General features: G+C 64.9%; 20 protein-coding genes and 1 tRNA gene. 13 read left to right on the forward strand and 8 right to left on the reverse strand.

The window, feature by feature from the left end; all coding sequences use genetic code 11:
• Window positions 1-15: 15 nt before the first annotated feature.
• Genes ACZ5KU_RS09900 through ACZ5KU_RS09910 form a run of 3 tightly spaced genes read right to left on the reverse strand, consistent with a single transcriptional unit; the run spans window position 16 to window position 2211 of the window.
• On the reverse strand, window positions 16-405 hold the full coding sequence (locus ACZ5KU_RS09900; protein WP_054057659.1) for a DUF1987 domain-containing protein: 390 nt from the start codon (window positions 403-405) through the stop codon (window positions 16-18).
• Between the two features lie 19 nt (window positions 406-424).
• Entirely contained in the window at window positions 425-994 is a 570-nt protein-coding gene (locus tag ACZ5KU_RS09905; RefSeq protein ID WP_054057658.1) for a SiaB family protein kinase, read from the reverse strand.
• Entirely contained in the window at window positions 991-2211 is a 1221-nt protein-coding gene (locus tag ACZ5KU_RS09910; RefSeq protein WP_054057666.1) for a SpoIIE family protein phosphatase, read from the reverse strand. The genes ACZ5KU_RS09905 and ACZ5KU_RS09910 overlap by 4 nt, the downstream gene beginning before the upstream one ends.
• A gap of 315 nt (window positions 2212-2526) precedes the next feature.
• Here ACZ5KU_RS09910 and ACZ5KU_RS09915 point away from each other — a divergent pair, with 315 nt between their 5' ends.
• From ACZ5KU_RS09915 to lepB, 8 genes are all read left to right on the forward strand, one after another.
• Window positions 2527-2802: a BufA1 family periplasmic bufferin-type metallophore gene (locus ACZ5KU_RS09915; RefSeq protein WP_017906588.1), complete on the forward strand. Its 276-nt coding sequence runs from the start codon at window positions 2527-2529 to the stop codon at window positions 2800-2802.
• Complete coding sequence (locus ACZ5KU_RS09920; RefSeq protein WP_054057657.1) at window positions 2799-3236, forward strand: DoxX family protein; 438 nt, start codon at window positions 2799-2801, stop codon at window positions 3234-3236. Before ACZ5KU_RS09915 ends, ACZ5KU_RS09920 begins: the two co-directional genes overlap by 4 nt.
• Window positions 3237-3312: 76 nt before the next feature.
• Window positions 3313-4080 carry an alpha/beta fold hydrolase gene (locus ACZ5KU_RS09925; protein WP_054057656.1) on the forward strand — a complete coding sequence of 256 codons (768 nt, stop codon included), beginning with the start codon at window positions 3313-3315 and terminating at the stop codon, window positions 4078-4080.
• 53 nt (window positions 4081-4133) lie between these two features.
• Window positions 4134-4400: a BufA2 family periplasmic bufferin-type metallophore gene (gene bufA2 / locus ACZ5KU_RS09930; RefSeq protein ID WP_054057655.1), complete on the forward strand. Its 267-nt coding sequence runs from the start codon at window positions 4134-4136 to the stop codon at window positions 4398-4400.
• An 83-nt stretch (window positions 4401-4483) separates the two neighbouring features.
• The gene (gene bufB / locus ACZ5KU_RS09935) at window positions 4484-5335 is read left to right on the forward strand and encodes an MNIO family bufferin maturase (RefSeq protein WP_054057654.1); all 852 of its coding nucleotides are present in this window, start codon (window positions 4484-4486) and stop codon (window positions 5333-5335) included.
• Entirely contained in the window at window positions 5332-6078 is a 747-nt protein-coding gene (locus ACZ5KU_RS09940; RefSeq protein ID WP_464737078.1) for an HvfC/BufC family peptide modification chaperone, read from the forward strand. The genes bufB and ACZ5KU_RS09940 overlap by 4 nt, the downstream gene beginning before the upstream one ends.
• A gap of 29 nt (window positions 6079-6107) precedes the next feature.
• Window positions 6108-7139 (forward strand): alpha/beta fold hydrolase, encoded by a 1032-nt coding sequence (locus tag ACZ5KU_RS09945; protein ID WP_464737079.1) that lies wholly within the window; start codon window positions 6108-6110, stop codon window positions 7137-7139.
• Between the two features lie 212 nt (window positions 7140-7351).
• The gene (lepB, locus tag ACZ5KU_RS09950) at window positions 7352-8020 is read left to right on the forward strand and encodes a signal peptidase I (RefSeq protein ID WP_054063840.1); all 669 of its coding nucleotides are present in this window, start codon (window positions 7352-7354) and stop codon (window positions 8018-8020) included.
• Window positions 8021-8245: 225 nt separating this feature from the next.
• Here lepB and ACZ5KU_RS09955 read toward each other — a convergent pair whose 3' ends face one another.
• Entirely contained in the window at window positions 8246-8866 is a 621-nt protein-coding gene (locus ACZ5KU_RS09955; protein ID WP_054059839.1) for a glutathione S-transferase family protein, read from the reverse strand.
• A 243-nt stretch (window positions 8867-9109) separates the two neighbouring features.
• Here ACZ5KU_RS09955 and ACZ5KU_RS09960 point away from each other — a divergent pair.
• The 5 genes from ACZ5KU_RS09960 to hcnC all read left to right on the forward strand — a co-directional run bounded on the left by ACZ5KU_RS09960 (window position 9110) and on the right by hcnC (window position 12999).
• Window positions 9110-9185, forward strand: a tRNA-Asn gene (locus ACZ5KU_RS09960).
• A gap of 93 nt (window positions 9186-9278) precedes the next feature.
• Entirely contained in the window at window positions 9279-9701 is a 423-nt protein-coding gene (locus ACZ5KU_RS09965; RefSeq protein WP_464737080.1) for a hypothetical protein, read from the forward strand.
• Between the two features lie 317 nt (window positions 9702-10018).
• Window positions 10019-10333: a cyanide-forming glycine dehydrogenase subunit HcnA gene (gene hcnA, locus ACZ5KU_RS09970; RefSeq protein ID WP_054059842.1), complete on the forward strand. Its 315-nt coding sequence runs from the start codon at window positions 10019-10021 to the stop codon at window positions 10331-10333.
• A complete protein-coding gene (hcnB, locus tag ACZ5KU_RS09975; protein WP_054063839.1) occupies window positions 10330-11727 on the forward strand; it encodes a cyanide-forming glycine dehydrogenase subunit HcnB in 1398 nt (465 codons plus the stop codon). The genes hcnA and hcnB overlap by 4 nt, the downstream gene beginning before the upstream one ends.
• A gap of 3 nt (window positions 11728-11730) precedes the next feature.
• Window positions 11731-12999 (forward strand): cyanide-forming glycine dehydrogenase subunit HcnC, encoded by a 1269-nt coding sequence (hcnC, locus tag ACZ5KU_RS09980; protein WP_054059836.1) that lies wholly within the window; start codon window positions 11731-11733, stop codon window positions 12997-12999.
• 104 nt (window positions 13000-13103) lie between these two features.
• Here the strand turns inward: hcnC and ACZ5KU_RS09985 are convergent, their stop codons facing one another.
• The 4 genes from ACZ5KU_RS09985 to ACZ5KU_RS10000 form a co-directional block, all read right to left on the reverse strand.
• Window positions 13104-13967: a LysR family transcriptional regulator gene (locus ACZ5KU_RS09985; protein ID WP_054059835.1), complete on the reverse strand. Its 864-nt coding sequence runs from the start codon at window positions 13965-13967 to the stop codon at window positions 13104-13106.
• Window positions 13968-14037: 70 nt separating this feature from the next.
• The gene (locus ACZ5KU_RS09990) at window positions 14038-15297 is read right to left on the reverse strand and encodes an Nramp family divalent metal transporter (RefSeq protein ID WP_464737396.1); all 1260 of its coding nucleotides are present in this window, start codon (window positions 15295-15297) and stop codon (window positions 14038-14040) included.
• Window positions 15298-15631: 334 nt separating this feature from the next.
• Window positions 15632-15910, reverse strand: a complete 279-nt coding sequence (locus tag ACZ5KU_RS09995; protein ID WP_464737081.1) for a hypothetical protein — start codon at window positions 15908-15910, stop codon at window positions 15632-15634.
• Window positions 15871-16134: a hypothetical protein gene (locus tag ACZ5KU_RS10000; RefSeq protein WP_464737082.1), complete on the reverse strand. Its 264-nt coding sequence runs from the start codon at window positions 16132-16134 to the stop codon at window positions 15871-15873. The genes ACZ5KU_RS09995 and ACZ5KU_RS10000 overlap by 40 nt, the downstream gene beginning before the upstream one ends.
• Between the last annotated feature and the right edge of the window lie 62 nt (window positions 16135-16196).

Genomic DNA, 16196 nt, shown 5'->3' on the forward strand with positions numbered 1-16196 from the left:
ATCCTTGTCGGAGAATCATTGGGGGGTCGTGGCGTGGTCGTTGAAGACGATCGCGGTGAAGTCGGCCTTCAGTTCTTCGCCGAACTCGAAAATGGTCTCGTCTTCCTCGTCGTGGTACCAGTGCACCTGCATCTCGTTGCCCGATTGAGCCGCCTGGTCCAGGGCATCGAAGATGCTGAACAGCATCTTGGTGCTGGAGCTGTTGAAGTAGGCCAGGGCAATGTGCGTGGTGATCACGGTGTCCTCGCGGGAGGCGAGGTAGCTGCGCAGTTGCTGGAGGACAGGGGCATAGAAGGCGGCGGCATTTTCCGGGTAGGACTCGCCTTTGATCGTCAGCAGGTTCTGATCGAAACGAAAGTCGACTTCCGGTGAGGTGGCGGTTGCTTCGATGTAGAAATTGTCCATGGTGATGGTGTCACTCTGATCAGATAGTTGCTTTGAGGCAGAACAGCGTGGTGCCAGGCTCGTCTGCCCTTGGGTAGAAGTCGAACTCCAGCGGTGCGCTCGAATCACGCGCCATGGTCAGGAAACCCAGGCCCGCGCCCTTGCTTTCCAGCGGGGTTTCCGCGCGCAGGGTGACCTTGTAGGCCTGCTTGATCTCTTCCAGGGACATGTTGCGCAGCGGCTCGAGTTTTTCCCGCAGGCGCTCGACGTCGCCGCTGGCGATGGGGTTGGCACAGAGCATCAGGTGGCGGTCACCTTCGCTGCTGATGCACACCGCACCCTGGCGCAGCGCGGACTCCTCGCCGGGCTCGCCGGGCAGCGAGTCGGAGGAGTAGTGAATGATGTTCTGCGACAGTTCGACGAAGGACGAGAACAGCTTGCGCCGCGTCGGCCCGTTCACCCCGGAGATTTCCAGCTGCAGCCGGACCACCTCGGCCATCGCGCTGACGATGGTGTGGGAGAAATAGCCCATGTGATAGAAGATCACGTTGCGCTGTTGGGCCAGATCGAAGAAGTGGTAGTCGGGGTGGGCAGCATTCGAATTGATCATGGTTCGTTTCCAAGACGCGCACAGAAAAGGGTGAGGTCGTCACGCCGGGCCTGCTCTCCCTGCCAATCGGCCAGCGTGCGTTGCAGGGCTTCGCCGATCACGGTCGCCGGCTGATTGCGCTGCTCCAGTATCGTGTTGAAGGCCTTGCTCCTGCCGAAGGCGATGTTGCGCGGGCCGCCGATCTGGTCGGTGAGGCCGTCGGTGGCGATGAACACCAGGCTGGCCGGCGCCAGCGCGATGCGGTTCACCGGCCACTGGTAGTCGATGGCACTGTCCACGTAGCCGACGCCGACCCGTTGCCCGGCCAGGGTTTCCATCTGTTCGGCCGCCGGCGGCAGCACGTGCAGCGCCATGCGCGCGCCGGCAAAGCTCAGGGTCTGGTTGGCGTTGTCGAACCAGAGGAACGCGGCATCGAGGCCATCATCGGATTCCGGTGTGCCATCGCTGCTGTGCACCTGGCCGAGCAGTTCCTTGACGCTACGGTTCACCGCCGCCAGCAGTGCACCGGGGTCGCGGGGGCCGAGCCGGGCCAGCGCCTGGGTCAGCGACGAGGAGGCGATCAGGGTCATGAAGGCGCCGGGCACGCCGTGGCCGGTGCAGTCGGCGATCGCGCCGAACCAGCCATCGGGGTAGGCGCAGAAATGGTAGAAATCGCCGCCGACCACATCCCGGGGTTCCCAGAGCAGGACAGCGTCGTCCAGGGTCGCCTTGAGGGTGTCCCGCGAGGCGCGCAGCATGGAGCGCTGGATGACGCTGGCGTACTCGATGCTCTGCATGATCTGGCGGTTCTTCTCGGCCTGCATGGCCGCCACCACCGCCATCAGTTGCAGGCCGCTGCCGAGCCCGGCGAAGCGTCCGTCGCGGGTGACGATGAAGCCGTCGGAGAGGGCCTTTTCCCCGGATTCCACGGTCTTGAAGGTCAGTTCCTCGATGCTCATGCCGGCGTCGACGATCAGCGGCTCCTTGTCCATGAAGGCGATGCAGCTCTTCTTGTCGTACAGCTCGCGGTGGAACGGCTTGCTCATCATCGACAGGAAGATGTTGCGATTGATCAGGCCGATGGGCCGTGCCTCTTCCACCACTGCCAGGCAGGCCACCTCCTTCTGCGAACTGAAGGTTTCCATCACCAGGGCGTTGGTGCTGCTGGCGTCGATCGCCGGCATCTGCAGGCAGAGATCTCCGGCACAACGGTGATCTCGGGAGCGTTGTGGACGCATGAAGGAGAAGCTTTCTGCACGCATGCTGGGAATCGCCGGGCAAAGTGAAGGCACAACGCTATCGCTCCAATATGACGCTTGTATGACGATCTCTCGTCTGCTCTCCCGAACCCGCTGATTCGCCAACGAATGATCCGGCTGCCGCGCGGCTGTGTATCACAGTGTGTACGCACTGCTGACTGATACATCCGGCGACGCCCTGGCCGGTTGTGCGACACAGAGGGGATACACGCCCGCGATTAACTTTGCCTGTCGAACAGCGCAGCCGCTTGAGCCGCTGATTCGCTCACCCCATCGTTGATCAAGGAGAACACCATGAAGAGCAAATACGCCGCCCTCGCCGCCACCCTCGCCATTTCCCTCAGCGCCTTCGCGGTCGGGGCCCATGCCGCCGATGACCAGGCCCCCAAGGAAAAATGCTACGGCGTGTCCAAGGCCGGTCAGAACGATTGCGCCGCCGGTGCCGGTACGTCCTGCGCGGGCACCGCCAAGACCGACTACCAGGGCAACGCCTGGGTCCTGGTGGACAAGGGCACCTGCACCCAGATCAAGACACCCAAGGGCTTCGGTTCCCTGACGGAGCAACCATGAGCCGCAGTGCCGGGGCGGTGACCGCCGGCCTCGGCCGGCTGTTGCCCGAGTCCCTGTTGCTGCTGGTGGCCCGGGTCGGGATCGCTTCGGTGTTCTTCCTGTCGGGACGAACCAAGGTCGAAGGCCTGCTGACGATCAAACCGACGACCTACGTGCTGTTCCGTTCGGAGTATGCGTTGCCGCTGATTTCGCCCGAGTTGGCGGCTCACCTGGCGACCTATGCCGAGCACCTGTTCCCGATCCTGCTGGTGCTGGGGTTGCTGACCCGGCCGGCGGCGCTGGCCCTGCTGGGCATGACGGCGGTGATCGAGGTGTTCGTCTACCCCGACGCGTGGCCGACGCACCTGACCTGGGCCGGATTGTTGTTGCCCCTGATCGCCTACGGCGGCGGCAAGTGGTCGCTGGATGGGCTGTTGCGCCGCGGCTCGAACTGACCCGCCGTCCGACGCCCTCTCGAACTGAAGATTTTCAACCACAACATCAAGCCATGACGGCTTGAGGAGATGCAGCATGCGCAAGTTACCCATCCTGGCCTTCAGCGCCCTGGCCCTGGCGGCACCGATGTTCGCCAGTGCCGCCGCCGAGCCGGCCGCACCGGCGGGTGCCAGGAACATCGTCATCGTCCATGGCTCGTTCGTCGACGGCTCCGGCTGGCGGGTGGTGCACGACATCCTGATCCACAAGGGCTACCACGTCACCGTGGTGCACCAGCCGGCCACCAGCCTGGATGCCGATGTCGCCGCCACCCGGGAGATCCTCGACCAGCAGGTCGGTCCGGTGGTGCTGGTCGGCCACAGTTCCGGCGGTGCGGTGATCGGTATCGCCGGCGACCGGGACAAGGTCAAGGCACTGGTCTATGTCGCCGGGTTGCAACCGGAGGTCGGCGAGACCCTGGGCCAGTTGCTCGGCTCCATGCCGTCGCCGAGCAATGACATCCACGCCACCCGTGACGGCCTGCTGTTCGTCGACCGGGCCAAGTTCGGCGAGGACTTCGCCGCCGACCAGACCACCAACCGCACCGACTTCCTGGCGGCCTCGCAGGTACCGGCCGCTGCCGCGACCTTCGGTACGCAGAACTGGGCGGCCGCCTGGCACAAGAAACCGAGCTACGGAATCGTCGCCACCGACGACAAGGCCCTGAACCCCGACCTGCAGCGCTGGATGTACAAGCGTGCCGGTTCCAAGGTCACCGAGATCAAGGCCAGCCACACCGTGTACATCTCGCAGCCTGAGGCGGTGGCGAAAGTCATCGAGCAAGCCGCGTTGAACGCCAAGTAAGTCCACTGACCCCCATTGCTTCACCCACAACCCTGTTTATCTGGAGAGACACCATGACCACTACCGCTTCCCGCCTGAGCCTCGCCACTGCCGCCGCCCTGATCGCCCTGGCGTCCGCTTCCTTCACCGTTTCGGCCAGCGCCGCCGACAAGGAGCAGCCGGGCCGCTGCTACGGCGTCAACAGCTGCAAGGGCGAAAGCCTCTGCGCCACCGCCAAGAACGACTGCAAGGGCCTGAACGGCTGCAAGGGGCAGGGCGTCGTGGTGAAAACCCCGAGCGAGTGCCTGAAGGCCGGCGGCACCCTGACCGAGCCGAAGTAAGCGCAAGCCGGTGGTGGGGCTACTCCTGTGGCCCCACGCATCCACACGGATACCCAAGCTTCCCTCTCAAGCGAGTACCTGCGATGTCGGTTTCCACTTCTGTTTTCTCGGGCTTCGGCCTGGGCCTGCGCAAGGAACACTATCGGGACTTCCTGGAGACCGAGGTTCCGGTCGATTTCGTCGAAGTCATCTCCGAGAACTTCATGGTCGAAGGCGGCCAGCCCCGGCACATCCTGCGCCAGGTCCGCGAGCGGCATCCGGTGGTGCTGCACGGCGTGTCGATGTCCATCGGCTCGGCGGACGGCCTGAACCCGGACTACCTGCGTCGTTTGCGGCAACTGGTCGACGAGATCGACCCGCTGTTCGTTTCCGACCACCTGAGCTGGTCGCGTATCGGCCACTTCAACGCCCACGACCTGCTGCCGGTGCCCTACACCGAGGAGGCGCTGGAGATCGTCTGCCGCAATATTTCCATGGCCCAGGATGCCCTCGGCCGTTCCATGCTGTTCGAAAATCCGTCGAGCTACCTGGCCTTCGATGGTGCCTCGATGACCGAATGGGAGTTCATCGGCGCGATGGCCGAGCGCACCGGCTGCGGCCTGCTGCTCGACGTCAACAATGTTTTCGTCAGTGCCAGCAACCATGGTTTCGATGCCCTGGCCTTTCTCGACGGTTTGCCCGCCGACCGCGTGCGCCAGATGCACCTGGCCGGGCACAGCCAGGGCGAGCACCTGCTGATCGACACTCATGACAGCCCGGTCTGTGAGGCGGTCTGGGCGCTGTATGCCGAGGCGGTGGCGCGCTTCGGCACCGCCGCGACCATGATCGAGCGCGACGACCATATCCCGCCGTTGGCCGAGCTGCTGGCGGAACTGGATATCGCCCGTGCCATCGGCGCGGCGAATGCCCGTGGCGGCCTGCGGAGGGCGGTATGAACCTGGCGCAATTGCAACAGCAGTTCCGGCAATGGCTGGTGACCGGGTCCGACGAAGCCGCAGGACGTCTCGGCGAGGGCCTGGAAGTCGGCCTGGCGGTGTACCAGAACAACTACCGGGCGCAATTGGTGGGTTGCCTGGAGCAGTCATTTCCCCAGGTGCGCCGGTGGATCGGTGACGAGGCGTTTCTCGCTGCGGCGATCACCCATATCGACCGGCAGCCACCCCATGCCTGGACGCTGGATGCCTACCCGCAGGGCTTCCATGCCAGCCTGGTCGAGCTGTTTCCAAACAATCCCGATGTGCATGAGCTGGCCTGGATCGAGTCGGCGCTCAACGATGCCTTCGTCGCCGAGGATGCCCAGGCCCTGCCACTGGAGGCGCTGGCGAGCATCGACTGGGACACGGCGCGGCTGTGCCTGACGCCGTCTTTCAGGAGCCATGCGCTGACCACCAATGCCGAACCGATCTGGGCGGCGCTGTGCGAGGAGACGCCGCCGCCTGCGAGCGAAATGCTCGCCGAGCCGGGCGGGGTGATCGTCTGGCGTCGGCAATTCACCTCGCGCCTGCGTCCGCTGGAATCCCTGGAGTACCAGGCGCTGCTGCGAGTGCAGGAAAACGGCAGTTTCGCCGGCCTGTGCCAGTGGCTGGTCGAGCGTCTCGGCGAGTCCGAGGGCGTGGCCCGGGCGGGTGCGCTGCTGGCCGGCTGGCTCGCCAGCGAACTGATCGTCGCGATCGACTGACCCCATTCTCTTTGCCAAGGAACTGCCTCATGTCCGAGTCTCTGTTCAATCGCCGTCGCTTCCTGCTGTCCGCCGCCGCCGGTGCGGCCGCCATCGGCCTGGCCGACATGGCCCCGGCGCTGGCGTCGACCGGGCAGGCCGCGCCTCGTGCCGGAGCGTCGAGCAAGCCGCTGGCGCGCCTGCCCATTCGCCAGGTGCGTACCGACCTGCTGGATATCGGTTACCACGAGACCGGGCCGGAAAACGGTCGGCCGGTAATCCTGCTGCACGGATTTCCCTACGACATCCACAGCTATGCCGAAGTCGCGCCGCTGCTCGCGGCCCAGGGTTTCCGGGTGATTGTGCCGCACCTGCGCGGGCACGGCAGCACCCGTTTCCTCGACAGCGCGACGCCGCGTTCCGGCCAGCAGGCGGCCCTCGGCCAGGATGTGCTGGACCTGATGAACGAACTGCACATCCCCGAGGCAGTACTGGCCGGCTACGGCTGGGGCGGTCGTGCGGCCTGCGTCGCGGCGGCGCTGCGGCCGAGCCGCTGCGTGGGGCTGGTGTCGACCAGTGGCTACCTGATCCAGGACATCGCCAGGGCTGCCAGCCCGTTGTCGGCCGAAGTCGAATGGGGCCTGTGGTACCAGCACTACTTCCAGACCGAACGCGGCCGCGCCGGGTTGGCCGCCCATCGTCGCGATATCGCCCGAATTCTCTGGCGCAACCATTCGCCGACCTGGCATTTCGACGAGCCGAGCTTCGAACGGGCAGCCGAGGCTTTCGACAACCCGGATTATGTCGATGTGGTCATCCATTCCTATCGGCATCGCATGGGCCTGGCCGAGGGTGATCCGAGCTACGCCGAGGCCGAGCGGAAACTCGCGCTGCTGCCGGCGCTCAGTGTGCCGACCATCACCCTCGACGGCACCGATGGCCAGGCATCCGCAGCACGTTTAAGCGGCCCGCGCAGTCACCGGCAGGTTCCCGGTGTCGGCCATAACCTGCCCCAGGAGGCGCCCGGGGTCTTTGCCGAGGCGGTGGCCGACCTGGTGCATGTCGGCAAGTGGCGCACCTGATCCCGCCAGCCGGACAATGTCGCCGTCATCGCCCTCGAGTGGGCGATGGCGGCGTTTGTCTGGAGTCGCCCGCGTGCTCGATCAATGGGCGATGCGGGCGGCTTGCCTGAACCGATCCTGAACACTGACGATCCGCTGCACAAGGCGCTTGGCTCGGCCCGGGGCCGGGTGCTACAAGAACCTCTGCAACGTCATCCTGTTCAGAGGTCGCCATGAAACGCTGGATCGTCAATAACCGTGGGCTGCTGATCTTTCTCCTGTGTTTCGGCATCTTCCGCACGTCCATGGCGGACTGGAATCCGATTCCCTCGGGCTCGATGCGCCCGACCCTGCTGGAAGGCGATGTGGTGCTGGTCAATCGGCTGGCCTACGACCTCAAGCTGCCCCTGAGCGATATCTCCCTGGCCCCGCTGGGCAATCCGCAGCGCGGCGACGTGGTGACGTTCACCTCGCCCAAGGACGGCATACGGCTGATCAAGCGGCTGGTCGGCGTGCCGGGCGATGTGCTGGAGATGCGCAACGAGGTGCTGTACGTCAACGGCGTGGCAGCGCACTACAGCGATAGCCGGGAGATCGCCGAGCCGAGCGGTCAGGGTGTGGACATTCCTGGCGTGTCGGTGACCGAGGCGTCGGACAACAGCGTGCGTCGGGTGCAGTTCCTGCACGGCGTCGCGGCAGCCCGGGATTTCGGCCCGATCACCGTGCCGGCGGACAGTTATTTCATGCTGGGGGACAATCGCGACAACAGTGCCGACTCGCGCTACATCGGCTTCGTGCCACGCCGCCTGCTGATCGGCCGGGCCCACCACATCGTGGTCTCGGCCGACATCCTCGACCACTGGATGCCGCGCCTGGACCGTACCGGCAAGCGGATTCTCTGAAAGGACAGGAGTGTGGGAAGGGGGAAATCCGGGGGTTGGGCAAGGCTTGAGGGCCTGTTCGCTGGCAAGCCAGGCTCCTGCAGGCGTTGTGTCGTAGATCGGTCAGGTGTTCCACCCGGCCTCCGGGCGGGAGATGGCCGGACGGCGCTCCGCTTGCCGGCGATAGGCGCTGGAACGGCGGGCCCACTCAAGAGGCTTGCTCCTTGAGCGGGCCCGGCGCAGGAGTCAGGGCTGGGTGGCCTGGAAGCTCGGCAGCGCCTGGACCTGCTCCCACCACTGGGCAAAGCCCTCGATATCGAACAGCCGCGCGGCGTCCGGGGTCTGCGAGATGTAGCTGCAGAACGGCACCAGGTAGAAGTCCGCCAGGGAGGCGTTCGGTCCGGCAATGAAGCGGTCCCGGCCCCTGATCTTCATCAGCTCGCGCAGCACCTGGCGCCCTTTCTCGATACCGGCCTCGCGAGCCGCTTCGTTCCTGCCGCCGATGAAGTCGGGGAACAGGTGGTAACCGGCCACCGCCACCAGGGCGTTGTAACCGTAGGCGTCGTAGATACCGATCGCCATGTTGGCGCGGGCGCGCCCCTGGGCGGTGTCCGGCAGCAGCGACGGGCCGGGCAGGACCTCGTTCAGGTAGTGGGTGATGGCGCCGGTTTCGATCACCTTGAAGCCTTCATGCTCGATCACCGGCACCTTGCCGAACGGGTGGCGCAGCAGGTGCTCGGGGTGATGGGGCTCGCCCTGGATGACGTCCACCGGGACCTGCCGATAGTCCGCGCCTTTTTCGGCGAGAAGCATTCTGACGGTACGGACGTAGGTGCTGCCGCTGAAGCCGTAAAGGGTGATGCTCATGATGATGACCTCCTGGATGAATCGGTGTTGTGGTAGCCAGGCCGCCCGCGGTGGGTGACTGGGGACCGGCATAGTTCATCGCATCGATGTATCCGGGATGTGTTCGGCATTCGCTGGATGCTTGAGGACGTGTGTCGCCACGCCGTAGAGACACACTGTGATACACGGCCGTCGCGGGGCAGGGGCCGGCCGTTGTCGACCAGGGGTTGACTTCTCTTTTTATATCAGTAACATAGGCGCCATTCCGCAATAGCTCAGTTGGTAGAGCAAATGACTGTTAATCATTGGGTCCCTGGTTCGAGTCCAGGTTGTGGAGCCAGATAGAAGAAAAAACCTGCAGCGATGCAGGTTTTTTTTTGCCCGAAATTCAGGCGGCTGCGACTGGCGGTCGCCCACAGTCGAGGAAATCAGCATGGCGGACATGGCCCAGCAGGACGATCTGTTTCAGGTGGACAAGCGGCTTTCCCTCAAGCCGGTGATGGACTTCAACGCCTTCCTGCTCCAGGCGTTCGCCGACGGTCCGTGCCGGTGCCTGCGCTGCGTGGAGAATTCGGGCGTCGAGACCGGCTATGCCTTCCAGCACACCTTCGAGCTGGGCAAGGTGGTCAACCGCCAGTTCGCCAGGACCACCCCGAGCGACGTACTGCTGGCGCTGAAGAAAGCCTGGCTGTCGTTCTTCAAGGCCGAGCTGGAAGTGCCGGGCCTGCTGGACCTGTCCCGGGTGCGGGAATTCGTCAAGCCCGAATTGCATATCCGCCTGCGCCCGTTGCTGCTGGCCAGCGGCCTGATCGTGGAGCGCGATGGCGAGTGGTTGCTGCAGGCGGTCGCCGAGTAATACTCAGGCCGCTTTGATGCCGCGACTGCCGTCTCTGCAAGCGGCAGTCGCGTGCCAACCCTGCTTGTGGCACTGACTTGCTGTGGACTGCAATCCTCTGTGCAGCCCTGACGGCCGGTAGGGTTTTCCCCACCTTTACTGGCCTGGATCAAGGTTTTGTCTCGGACAACCCCTTAACGTGATGGACATCGGTTCCCCGCGCAGCGGCGAACCACCACTCTGTGGCCGCGATGCGCCATATGTGTGTCGTGGCCGGGCCAGGAAGTGCCGGGCTCAGGGTGGCATTCCACTCACGTCAATCATGGATGATGCAGAACATGCAGAACCTGGATCGAAAATACGATATTCAGCCGCTTCCCCGGGCGGATATGACCCTCCACCTCAATGGCCAGGATGTGCCCGCGGCAGAAGGCGAGACCGTGCTTTCGGTGCTGCAGTCGGTCGGCCTGCGCCAGGTTTCGCGCAATGACCATGGGCAAGTGGCCGGTGCCTTCTGCGGCATGGGGGTGTGCCAGAGCTGCCTGGTGTCGATCGATGGCCGGCTCAAGCGCCGAGCCTGCCAGACCCTGGTCAAACCCGGCATGCGTATCGAAACCGGCGTCAGCCGCTTTGCCGCGCTGGAGGTGCTATGAGCCAGCTTCCAGTCATCGTCGGCGGTGGCCCGGCGGGCATGTCGGCTGCCATCGAACTGGCACGCCATGGGGTGTCCAGCGTACTGTTCGAAGAAGCCTCGCGCCTGGGTGGGGTGGTCTATCGCGGGCCCCTGCGCAGTGGCGTCGATCTCGACTACCTGGGGGCGCGCTACAGTTCGACCCTGGAAAAACTGCACGGTGAATTCGCCACCTGTGCCGACCGGGTCGATGTGCGCCTCAACACCCGCATCGTCGGCGGCGAGGGCGCGCGGACGCTGATGGCACTGGATGCCGATGAATGCCTGTATCCGGTCGAATATCCGCAACTGCTGCTGGCCTCCGGCTGCCATGAGCGCAACGTGCCGTTTCCCGGCTGGACCCTGCCTGGGGTGATGCTGCTTGGCGGTCTGCAGTTGCAGATCAAGAGTGGCGTGGTCAAGCCGTTGGGCGCGACCGTGATTGCCGGCACCGGGCCGTTGCTGCCACTGGTGGCCTGCCAGCTGCATGCCGCGGGTGTGCCGGTGGCGGGTATCTACGAAGCCAGCGCCTTTGGCCGCATTGCCCGGGAAAGCCTGGTGCTGTTGAACAAGCCGCAGATGTTCCTCGATGGCCTGAGCATGCTGGCCTACCTGAAGCTGCACGGCATCCCCATGCACTACGGCTGGGGCGTGGTCGAGGCACGGGGCCAGGACGAACTGACCCACGTGACCCTGGCGCCGTATTCCGAGGATTGGCAACCGGACCTGGCACGGGCGCATCAGCTCGAAGCCCAGACCCTGGCCGTCGGCTACGGCTTCATCCCACGCACCCAGCTCAGCCAGCAGATGGGCCTGGCCCACGCCTTCAATGCCGACGGCTACCTGTGCGCCGAGACCAATGTCTGGCAGCAGAGCAGTGAGCCGCACATTCACCTGGCCGGCGACATGGGCGGCATTCGCGGCGGCGAAGCGGCCATGCTGGCCGGACGGATCGCCGCGGTGTCCATCCTGATGCAGCGGGATGTGCTCGGTGCCGACGCGGCCCTGGCGTTGCGCCAGGGTTATCTCGAACGGCTGGCGAAGATCCGCAAGTTCCGTTCCGGTATCGACCGCTACACCCGGCGCGGCACCCGGCAGATCGACCTGGCTAGGCCCGACACGGTGATCTGCCGGTGTGAACACGCCACCCGTGCCGACATCGACCTGGCACTGTCCCAGGGCGTGCAGGACATGGCCGCGCTGAAGATGCGTACCCGCGTGAGCATGGGCGATTGCCAGGGACGGATGTGTGTCGGCTACTGCAGCGACCGCCTGCGTGATGCCACTGGTCGTGCCGACGTCGGCTGGTTGCGACCACGTTTTCCTATCGAGCCGATTCCTTTTTCCGCTTTCGAGCAACTGGGCAAGGACGCCTGAACCATGAACAGAACCTACGATGTCGTGATTGCCGGTGGTGGGGTGATCGGTGCTTCCTGCGCCTATCACCTGTCCCGTGAGAAGAACCTGCGGATCGCCCTGATCGATGCCAAGCGCCCGGGCAACGCGACCCGCGCATCAGCCGGCGGCCTGTGGGCCATCGGCGAATCGGTGGGACTGGGCTGCGGGGTGATCTTCTTTCGCATGATGTCCGCCCGGCGCCGTCGCGAGGCCCATGGTGCGGCGGTGGCGGTGGACTCCAGCACCCCGCATATCCTGCCGCAGTCGTTCTTCGACTTCGCCCTGCAGTCCAATGCGCTGTACCCGCAGTTGCATCGCGAACTGCTCGAACGTCACGGCATGGACTGCAAGTTCGAACGCACCGGCCTTAAGTATGTGATCTATGACGAGGAGGATCGGCTCTATGCCGAACATATCGTCTCGCACATCCCGCACCTGGCCGACCAGTTGCGCTGGCTGGACCGTGACGCCCTGCGCGAAGCCGAGCCGGCGGTGAGTGGCGAGGCGCAAGGCGCGCTGGAGTTTCTCTGCGACCATCAGGTCAGCCCGTTCCGCCTGGCCGATGCCTACACCGAGGGCGCCCGGCAGAATGGTGTCGATCTGTTTTTCAACACCAACGTCACCGACGTGCTGCACCACGGCGGCCGCGTGAGTGGTGTAAGGACGGCGGAGGAGGGCGAGTTCCATTGCTCCACGCTGATCAATGCCGCCGGGGCCTGGGCCGCCGAACTGAGCCGGCAGGCCACCGGGATCGCAATTCCGGTCAAGCCGGTCAAGGGGCAGATCCTCCTGACCGAACGCATGCCCGGCCTGTTGCGTGGCTGCCTGACCACCAGCGATTGCTACATGGCGCAGAAGGACAACGGCGAGATCCTGATCGGCAGCACCACCGAGGACAAGGGCTTCGACGTGACCACCACCTTCCCGGAAGTGGCCGGGCTGGTGCAGGGGGCCGTGCGCTGCGTACCGCAACTGCAGGGCATCAACCTCAAGCGCTGCTGGGCCGGCCTGCGTCCGGGTTCGCCCGATGAACTGCCGATCCTCGGACCGATGGCGGGTGTCGAGGGCTACCTCAATGCCTGCGGCCATTTCCGTACCGGGATCCTGACCTCGGCGATTACCGGGGTGATGCTCGAACGCCTGGTCAATGAGCAGCCACTGCCGCTGGATATCACGCCGTTTCTGGCGGATCGCTTCGACGCTGCCGCGACCCTGGGGGCAGTGCCGCACAAGGATCTCGCACCCGCCTGAAACCTGTGGGAGCGTTGACGCGGGGAGGCCTGCGCAAGAGGGGGCTCATCCAGAGCGTGCTCGCCAGGCACGGGCGACGTGCCAGTGTCAGCCCGGCCTGAGGTTCAGGTCGTCGGGTCCCAGCGCTGGGACCAGTCGGTATCGGCCCTGACGATTTCGCGCAGCAGCTCGAAGGCCTTCTGCAGAGCGGCCGAGTCCCGTTCGCGGGCATACACCAGGTAGGTCGGGTAGCTGAACTCCGGCGCCTTGGGCACCCGCTCCATCACGCCGCTGTCCAGGTAGCTCTGGACCACGCGGGTGCGGAAATAGCCGGAGCCGCCATTGCCCAGGATGAACTGCAGGGCCACCGGGCCCAGGTTGAAGCTGGCGGCGGCCCGGGCCTTGTCCGGCAGGGCGGCGTCATGCTGGCGACGGAAGCTCTCGCCCCAGTCGATATACACGTAAGGGTCGGGCTGTTCCACCAGACGCACCAGGATCAGCTTTTCCTCCAGCAACTGTTCCACCTGCAGCCCCGGCCAGTAGGTGGGCTGATAGACCAGCGCGGCATCGAGCACCCCTAGTTCGAGCTGGCGCAGCAACTGCTCGCCGTCGCGGATTTCCGTGCGCAGGGCGTGGGTGGGGATGTGCTCGCGCAGGGCCTTCGCCCAACTGAGAATCAGCGGGTTGCACAGGCTGACTTCGCCACCGATGTGCAGCATGTTGTTGAACCCTTCCGGCAGCGGCAGATTGCGGCGGGCGGCATCCCAGGTCTGCACCAGCTGGTTGGCGTAGACCACGAAGGCCTCGCCGTCGGCGGTCAGCCGGGCGCCGGCGCGGTTGCGCACGAACAGCCTGGCATCGAGCTGACTTTCGAGTTTCTGCACCCGGGCGGTGATCGCGGTCTGGGTCACGTGCAGCTTCTCGGCGGCAGCCACCAGGCTGCCGCAGCGGGCGATTTCGAGAAAGGTGCGGGCGAGGTCGATATCCATGGATCGTCCCGGGAGCAAGGGAAGCACAGTGTAACCGCTAGCGACCCGACCAGGTCTGCGCGCCGCTCGGTCAGTCGCTGAACACCTGGGCGATCAGCCACACGTTCGCCGCGCTGATCGCCACGAACAGCAGCCAGGCCAGGCCCCGGGTGTACCAGCGGTTGACGAATTCGCCCATCAGGCGTTCGTCGCTGGTCATGCGGATCAGCGGGTACAGGGCGAACGGCAGTTGCAGGCTCAGCACCACCTGGCTCAGCACCAGCAACTTGCCGACGGCGCCTTCGCCCATCAGCCAGACGCCGATGAACGCCGGGATCAGGGCCAGGCCGCGGGTGATCAGGCGGCGCTGCCAGCAGGGAATCTTCAGGTTCAGGTAGCCTTCCATGATCACCTGCCCGGCAATGGTGCCGGTGAAGGTCGAGCTTTGCCCCGAAGCCAGCAGCGCGATCCCGAACAGGATACTGGCGAAGGCGCCGCCCACCAGCGGATCGAGCAGGTGGTAGGCGTCCTGGATCTCCACCACCTCGGTGTGTCCGGACTGGTGGAAGGCTGCCGCCGCGAGGATCAGGATCGCCGCGTTCACCAGCAGTGCCAGGGCCAGCGAGCCGATGGTGTCGAAGCGCGCCAGTCGCACCGCATCGCGGCGACTGGCGAGGTCCCGGCCGACCAGGCGGGTCTGCACGATGGAGGTGTGCAGGTAGAGGTTATGCGGCATCACGGTCGCCCCGAGGATGCCGATGGCCAGGTACAGCGGAGCGGCTTCGCTCAGGGCCGAGACCGAGGGCTTGAAGCCGTCGAACACCTGCGGCCAGTAGGGCTTGATCAGCACCAGTTCAATGAAGAAGCACACGCCGATGGTTGCCACCAGCACCAGCATGATCGCTTCCAGGCGGCGGAAACCGCGGTTCTGCAAGGCCAGGATCAGCAGTGTGTCGAAAGCCGTCAGGACGATGCCGAAGGTCAGCGAGCAGCCCAGCAGCAGGTGGAAGGCCAGGGCGCAGCCGAGCACCTCGGCCAGGTCCGTGGCGATGATGGAAATTTCCGCGAGCAACCATTGGGCCTTGGCCGAGCGCGGGCTGTAGCGGTCCCGACACAGTTGCGCCAGGTCCCGGCCGGTGGCGATCCCCAGGCGCGAGCACAGGCACTGCACCGCCATGCCCGCCAGACTCGCCAGCAGCACCACGAACAGCAGGCTGTAGCCATAGCGCGAGCCGGCCTCGATGGCCGTGGCCCAGTTGCCCGGGTCCATGTAGCCGATGGAGACCAGCAAACCGGGGCCGGCGAAGCGCAGCACGCGCTTGAAGAACGGCGCGCCGCTGTCGACTGCGATCGAGCCGTTCACTTCAGAAGGGCAGAAGGGGGCGGTGGCAACTTTCGGCAGGCTGAATTTCACACGGCGATCCAAGGCTGAAGGAATGGGGTCCCCAGCTTAGACGCTTGCAGGCTCCGGCCCAAGCCCGGTTGATTGTGCTTGGCATCTTGCGGGTGCTCCAGTTTGCGCGAATCGGTCGGATTTCAATCTACATAATAATCATTTGCATTGATAGATAAAGATCATTTGCGCTTCAGGCGCGGCGCGAGAAGGCAGACGGGTACATGAAAGCTGCGGGGGATTGTCGGCAGGCAACCCGTGGCGCCTGGCGCCACGGATGGAGACAAGGCCCTCAGGCCTTGGTGTCGATGGAGAGGCTGGCGCCGGAGTTGGCGAACTGTTGCAGGTTGAGCATCACGCTGATCGCCCGCTTGTACTCGGGGATCATGACGTTGGCGAACGGCTCGTTCTTGCTCGGGCCGCTCTGCAGCGTGCTGATCTGGTTGGCGAAATAGTCCAGGGCGTTGAACTTCTCGTTCGGCTTTTTCTGCGTGCCGGCGCTGGACAGCAGGTTCGCCGTGGAGGCACTGATCAGGCCCTGTTCCTTGAGAATGTCGCTGTATTTGGACAACTGCTCGGGGTGACCGCTTTCGGGTCGAAGCCCTGGAATTTCGACTGCAACTTGTCCTTGGCCATCTTGGCCGTGTCGAGTGCCTTCGGGTCCGGCTTGATGTCCTTGAGCACCTCGTCGGTCTTGACCTTCTGCTTGGCGGCCTTTTCCGCCGCCGCGGTACCCTGCTTGAGGACCCGCGAGCGCATCTCGGTGGCCCACGCGGTGATCGAACCTACGCTCATACCCGACCCCCAGCGTTAAGGTGGCTGGCGGCCTTGGCGTCCTGCCCGGTTTCTGGTGAGAA

Source organism: Pseudomonas sp. Tof1 (assembly GCF_055390395.1).

Excerpts from the sequence above, each read along its gene's own strand:
- ACZ5KU_RS09920 (WP_054057657.1), top strand. The coding sequence starts at position 2,799 with ATGAGCCGCAGTGCCGGGGCGGTGACCGCCGGCCTCGGCCGGCTGTTG.
- ACZ5KU_RS09925 (WP_054057656.1), top strand. The coding sequence starts at position 3,313 with ATGCGCAAGTTACCCATCCTGGCCTTCAGCGCCCTGGCCCTGGCGGCA.
- ACZ5KU_RS09940 (WP_464737078.1), top strand. The coding sequence starts at position 5,332 with ATGAACCTGGCGCAATTGCAACAGCAGTTCCGGCAATGGCTGGTGACC.
- hcnA (WP_054059842.1), top strand. The coding sequence starts at position 10,019 with ATGCAGAACCTGGATCGAAAATACGATATTCAGCCGCTTCCCCGGGCG.
- ACZ5KU_RS09985 (WP_054059835.1), bottom strand. The coding sequence starts at position 13,967 with ATGGATATCGACCTCGCCCGCACCTTTCTCGAAATCGCCCGCTGCGGC.
- ACZ5KU_RS09945 (WP_464737079.1), top strand. The coding sequence starts at position 6,108 with ATGTCCGAGTCTCTGTTCAATCGCCGTCGCTTCCTGCTGTCCGCCGCC.
- hcnC (WP_054059836.1), top strand. The coding sequence starts at position 11,731 with ATGAACAGAACCTACGATGTCGTGATTGCCGGTGGTGGGGTGATCGGT.
- ACZ5KU_RS09910 (WP_054057666.1), bottom strand. The coding sequence starts at position 2,211 with ATGCGTCCACAACGCTCCCGAGATCACCGTTGTGCCGGAGATCTCTGC.
- bufA2 (WP_054057655.1), top strand. The coding sequence starts at position 4,134 with ATGACCACTACCGCTTCCCGCCTGAGCCTCGCCACTGCCGCCGCCCTG.
- bufB (WP_054057654.1), top strand. The coding sequence starts at position 4,484 with ATGTCGGTTTCCACTTCTGTTTTCTCGGGCTTCGGCCTGGGCCTGCGC.
- lepB (WP_054063840.1), top strand. The coding sequence starts at position 7,352 with ATGAAACGCTGGATCGTCAATAACCGTGGGCTGCTGATCTTTCTCCTG.
- ACZ5KU_RS09900 (WP_054057659.1), bottom strand. The coding sequence starts at position 405 with ATGGACAATTTCTACATCGAAGCAACCGCCACCTCACCGGAAGTCGAC.
- ACZ5KU_RS09915 (WP_017906588.1), top strand. The coding sequence starts at position 2,527 with ATGAAGAGCAAATACGCCGCCCTCGCCGCCACCCTCGCCATTTCCCTC.
- ACZ5KU_RS09955 (WP_054059839.1), bottom strand. The coding sequence starts at position 8,866 with ATGAGCATCACCCTTTACGGCTTCAGCGGCAGCACCTACGTCCGTACC.
- ACZ5KU_RS10000 (WP_464737082.1), bottom strand. The coding sequence starts at position 16,134 with ATGAGCGTAGGTTCGATCACCGCGTGGGCCACCGAGATGCGCTCGCGG.
- hcnB (WP_054063839.1), top strand. The coding sequence starts at position 10,330 with ATGAGCCAGCTTCCAGTCATCGTCGGCGGTGGCCCGGCGGGCATGTCG.
- ACZ5KU_RS09965 (WP_464737080.1), top strand. The coding sequence starts at position 9,279 with ATGGCGGACATGGCCCAGCAGGACGATCTGTTTCAGGTGGACAAGCGG.
- ACZ5KU_RS09905 (WP_054057658.1), bottom strand. The coding sequence starts at position 994 with ATGATCAATTCGAATGCTGCCCACCCCGACTACCACTTCTTCGATCTG.